Origin of the sequence: Amycolatopsis dongchuanensis, from assembly GCF_039542405.1 — a bacterium.
In the GTDB taxonomy this organism is placed as follows: domain Bacteria; phylum Actinomycetota; class Actinomycetes; order Mycobacteriales; family Pseudonocardiaceae; genus Amycolatopsis_E; species Amycolatopsis_E sacchari.
Map to the genome: position 1 here is coordinate 1 of NZ_BAABIB010000102.1, position 4087 is coordinate 4087.

Sequence of the window (4087 nt, forward strand, 5' to 3'; positions counted from 1 at the left end):
CCGGCATGCTCCGCATCCTCCCTGGGATCAGAGCCTGCACCGCACCCGGGGCGCATCAAAGTCCTCCTTCTTCGAACTCAGGACAGGCAGGGGCCAGAGGTTGCGCAGGCCTTGTAAGACGCGGGCCAGGAGGTCCGGGTCAGGCCGCCGGGGTACCGCGACGGTGGCGAACTGGTCCGTGGGCTCGCCGTCCGGGAAGCAGGTGGAGCACCAGGCGCGGCCAGGCTGGGGTCGGGCGGGCACGCAGGCCTTGCCGCAGTCCGCGGCGCCGTAGGTGCGCCCGCCAGCCTTGAACCGGCCGGCGTTTTCCGGCCGAACCCGGTGCAGCTCGTCGTTCCACAGACCCGGCCACAGCTCCGGGGATGCCTGCCGTTGGGCGGGGACGGTCATTGATCCGGACGGTCATGATTCGGCCAGTCCAGGACGCGGGTGAGGAACAGTTCGTCGACGAAGATGCCGCGCTGTGCCCGGTGGCGCAGAGTCTAGGACACGTAGGACATCGGGCTGACGGCGGCAACTTCTGTGGCGAGCCGTGTGGCCAGTGACATCGGGATCTCCGTTTCTGGAAACACGAGGTGCGCAGCGCAGGCGCTGACCGAGGGCGCGCCGCCGAGGACCAGGAGAGGACGGCCCGTCAGCGTGATTCGCCGGCCTGCCTTAGGGGTGAGACGTAGCTTGCGGAGGGGTGGCGTAAGAGCCAATCGCAGCGCCCCATATCGGCGGTCGCGATATTGCTCCGGGCGATATTGGCAGGTCACGCGGCTTGCTCACCCGGTGTAAGCTGATCCGCACCATCAGCGAGGAGAACCGCAGATGCCCAGTCCATTGCCGCCTCGCCGCGCTCGGTGTGCGTCATGTGGGGCGGTGCTGGCAGCGGATAACCGGACCGACCGGTGCGAGGCGTGCGCCCGCAGCAGCCGCCTGCTGGAACCCCCAGCGCCTCCGGAGAATTTCTTCCAGCAGCCGGAGGTCCGGGCCGCGCTGGAGACGCGTCACTTTGGTCGGTTGCTCCGGCTGTACCGCCGGGCGCACCGGCCCGCCATCACGCAGGTCACCCTGGCCGGATGGCTCGACATCACCCAGGGGTGGTTGAGCGAGATCGAGCGTTCAGCCCGGCCGGTCACCGACTTGGCCAATCTCGAGCGCTGGGCGGCGATCTTGCACTTCCCCGAGGAGCACCTGTGGTTCTCCTTGCCGGAGCATCGGACAGAGCGATACGCCGGGCCGGAGACCGGTTCTACGCTGCCGCCGACCGCCCAGGCGACGGGAGACGACGTGCAGCGACGGCAGGTGCTCAAGACCGCGGGAGTCGGTGCTCTCACGGCCGGGAGCGCGCTGTGGCTTGGACCCGCCGCAGGGGCAGCTGCGGTTGCCAGCCGACCTGACGAGGGCTCGGTGGCGGACATCCGCCGGGCCACCGCCGCCTTCCGGCAGGCCGACAACCGCTACGGCGGTGGGCACAGTCGCAGCGCGTTGGACCGGTATCTACGGGAGACGGTGGAACCGCGCTTGAGGAGCGCCGGCAACGTAGGGTCCGCCCGCACGGAGCTGTTCAAAGCAGCCGCGGAGCTGCGCCAGCTCGCCGGGTGGATGGCCTACGACGTCGGCCAAGCCGGCGAAGGGCGGCGCCATCTGCGGGCGGCGCTGAGTTTGGCAGAGGAGGCCGGGGACGACGCCCTGGCGACCGAGGTTCTGGCGGCCATGAGTCATCACGCGGCTTTCCGGGGGATGGTGCCGGAGGCCGGGGGAGTGGTGATGCAGGAGGCGGCCGAGACAGCGGTGGATCTCGCTCTGGCCGCCCGGAGCTCGGCCAAGCGGGCGGGGTTGCCGGCGCTGGGGGCCGAGGTGGCGGTGATGGAGGCGCACGGGTTGGCCCTGCAGGGCGACCACCGCGGTTGCCTGGACGCGCTGCACCGCGCGGAAGCCGCGTTCGAGCGGGCCAACCCGGACAACACGCCGTCGTGGCTGAGCTACTTCGATGGCTCGTACCTGGCGGCCAAGTTCGCCCACGCCTTCCAGGGACTGGGGCGGCCGCAGGAGACCGAGCGGTACGCCCGCCGGTCCTTGGACATGAGCGAGGGCTACCAGCGGGGCAAGCTGTTCAACACCGCGCTGCTGGCCGGCGCCTTGGCCGACCAGCGCCGCGTCGACGAGGCCTGCGCGGCGGGACGAGAAGCTGTGCGGATGGCCGGCAGCGTCCGGTCGGTGCGGGCGGTCGCCTACCTCGGCGACATGGGTCGGCGGTTGGCGCCGTTCTCCACGGGCGAGGTCCAGGCGCTGTACCGGGAGCTCGACGACATCGGGGTGCCGACGCCGCGGCTATGACCGCTCGGGCGGAAAGGCCAGGACGTGAAGGAGGCCGACCTGCGAGGACGCGCCGACGATCTCCCCCTTCGCGATCCGTTCCCGAACCGACGCCAGCGGAACCCACGCCACCCGTTCAGCCTCGTTGATGTCGACGGCGTCGCCGATGTACTCCGCGCCCCGGGACAGAAACAGCAGGGTCTCCGCGTCAGCACTGCCGACCGTGGGCTGGAGCGACACGAGCGGCTCGACGGTGCGGGGCCGCCAGCCGGTCTCTTCTTCGACCTCACGGGCAGCGGTCACGCCGGGCTCCTCACCGGGGTCGACGTAGCCGCCAGGCAGTTCCCAGACCCACCGGTCGATGATGAAGCGGTGCCGCCACATCATCAGGACGTTCTCGAGCGCGTCGTCGAGCACCACCATGATGGCGGACTTCGGCATCCGCAGGACGTACTGCTCGAAGCGCACCCCGTCCGGCAACTCGACTGAGGCGATGCTGAGCTTGAGCCGACGGGTGTCGTCGATGACCCGTTCGCCGTGGATCGTCCACTTCGTCTGCTCGTTGGTGCGCTCTGGATCCATGAGGCGAACTTACCGTGAGCACGATGACGAGACGTTGTCGTTCCCGCAGAGGCGGCGGCGTTACGTGGGTGGAAGTGGATGAGCGGCCTGTTGGGCGGCCCGGAGTTCAAAGTACAGCCGTCCGCGCTCGCCCCAGTAATGCCGAAGGTCGCGCGTGCTGAACCAGCCGGCGGTGGCCTGGCGGGTTTCGGGGGTCGGGGTGATGTAGGCCCAGCCGTCCTCACCCTGACACGAGCTGATCGTTTCGCACACCGCCCACAGCTCCGGCAGGAGGCCGGCCAGTCCGGCGTCGACGCAGGCGGCCTGCCCGTGCGCCGTGATGTGGCGTTGGGGGTGCTGGGCGTGGAGCAGGCCGCTGTTGCGTTTTTGGCAGGCTGGGCAGAGGGCGAAGGGACCGAGGCGGCTCGTCACGGCGTTACCTCCGGCTTTTGCTTGTGGGCTCGAAACTCCCGGCCGACGCCCTCAAGCGCCGGGCCGGGAGCGGTGCGGGCGCAGCTCGGGTGTGGTCGTTCCGGGTGAGCTGACCCGGGTATGAGCATGGCGGCCCGCTGAAGAAGGCTGTTCCCGGGACGCTCCGTGGCGCGCCCAGCCGAGCAGGGCCGTGCCCCGGTCGGTCCCTCAGACATACGTGCTGGGCACGATGTTGAAGAGCGCGGTGAGATTGGCGAAGGCCGAGAGGGTGGTATCCAGCGCCGCTACGACGGCGAGGTACTGGCGGTCCTCCTGCTGGAGCGCGGGGGTGGCCTCGTCGAGGGCGGCTCGGGTGGCGGTGAGTTGGTCGGTCTGGGTGGAGATGAGTTCGGATACTCGGGGGAGAAGTGGCTGGTCGGTCCGGCCCTTGGCCGCGATCGCTGCGGTGGCGACGGCGGCCTCGAGGTCCGGGCGGTAGAGATCGACCTCGCTGAGGACGGCGAGGCCCATTTCCAGGAGGTAGACCCCAAGATCCAGTAGCTCGCGTTCCCTGATCTTGCCCAGGTCTCGCACGCTCGTCAGGGGCCGGAGGGTCTTGTCGAGTTGTTCGTCGAGGTGCTCTCGTAGCCGTTGGTGCGGGCTCCCCACGTCCTCGTTCACGGAAGGCTCAGTCCTCTCTGGCCTCGGGTGCGGGTGGTTGCCGCCGCGGGAGGCGCCGCAGCCCTAGGTGTGGTGTCCAGGGAGGTTGGTCAGGCGGGTGATCGGGGGTTTGCCGCTGGTTGCGCTGTGG

Annotated in this window: 5 protein-coding genes; 1 reads left to right on the plus strand and 4 read right to left on the minus strand. The window is 69.7% G+C overall.

What is annotated here, in order from left to right; all coding sequences use genetic code 11:
* Nucleotides 1-27 precede the first annotated feature (27 nt).
* On the minus strand, nucleotides 28-390 hold the full coding sequence (locus ABFX51_RS27350) for a hypothetical protein (protein WP_346055324.1): 363 nt from the start codon (nucleotides 388-390) through the stop codon (nucleotides 28-30).
* 474 nt (nucleotides 391-864) lie between these two features.
* On the opposite strand from ABFX51_RS27350, the gene ABFX51_RS27355 reads away from it, so the two are divergent.
* Nucleotides 865-2325 carry a helix-turn-helix domain-containing protein gene (locus ABFX51_RS27355; RefSeq protein ID WP_245783316.1) on the plus strand — a complete coding sequence of 487 codons (1461 nt, stop codon included), beginning with the start codon at nucleotides 865-867 and terminating at the stop codon, nucleotides 2323-2325.
* On the opposite strand, the gene ABFX51_RS27360 is transcribed toward ABFX51_RS27355, so the two are convergent.
* The 3 genes from ABFX51_RS27360 to ABFX51_RS27370 all read right to left on the minus strand — a co-directional run bounded on the left by ABFX51_RS27360 (nucleotide 2320) and on the right by ABFX51_RS27370 (nucleotide 3957).
* Nucleotides 2320-2886, minus strand: coding sequence for an NUDIX domain-containing protein (locus tag ABFX51_RS27360; protein WP_091514028.1), 567 nt, complete (start codon nucleotides 2884-2886; stop codon nucleotides 2320-2322). The two genes, ABFX51_RS27355 and ABFX51_RS27360, sit on opposite strands and share 6 nt — an antisense overlap.
* A 60-nt stretch (nucleotides 2887-2946) precedes the next feature.
* Nucleotides 2947-3297, minus strand: coding sequence for a hypothetical protein (locus ABFX51_RS27365; RefSeq protein WP_091514026.1), 351 nt, complete (start codon nucleotides 3295-3297; stop codon nucleotides 2947-2949).
* 207 nt (nucleotides 3298-3504) lie between these two features.
* Complete coding sequence (locus ABFX51_RS27370; RefSeq protein ID WP_091514023.1) at nucleotides 3505-3957, minus strand: hypothetical protein; 453 nt, start codon at nucleotides 3955-3957, stop codon at nucleotides 3505-3507.
* Nucleotides 3958-4087: the final 130 nt, after the last annotated feature.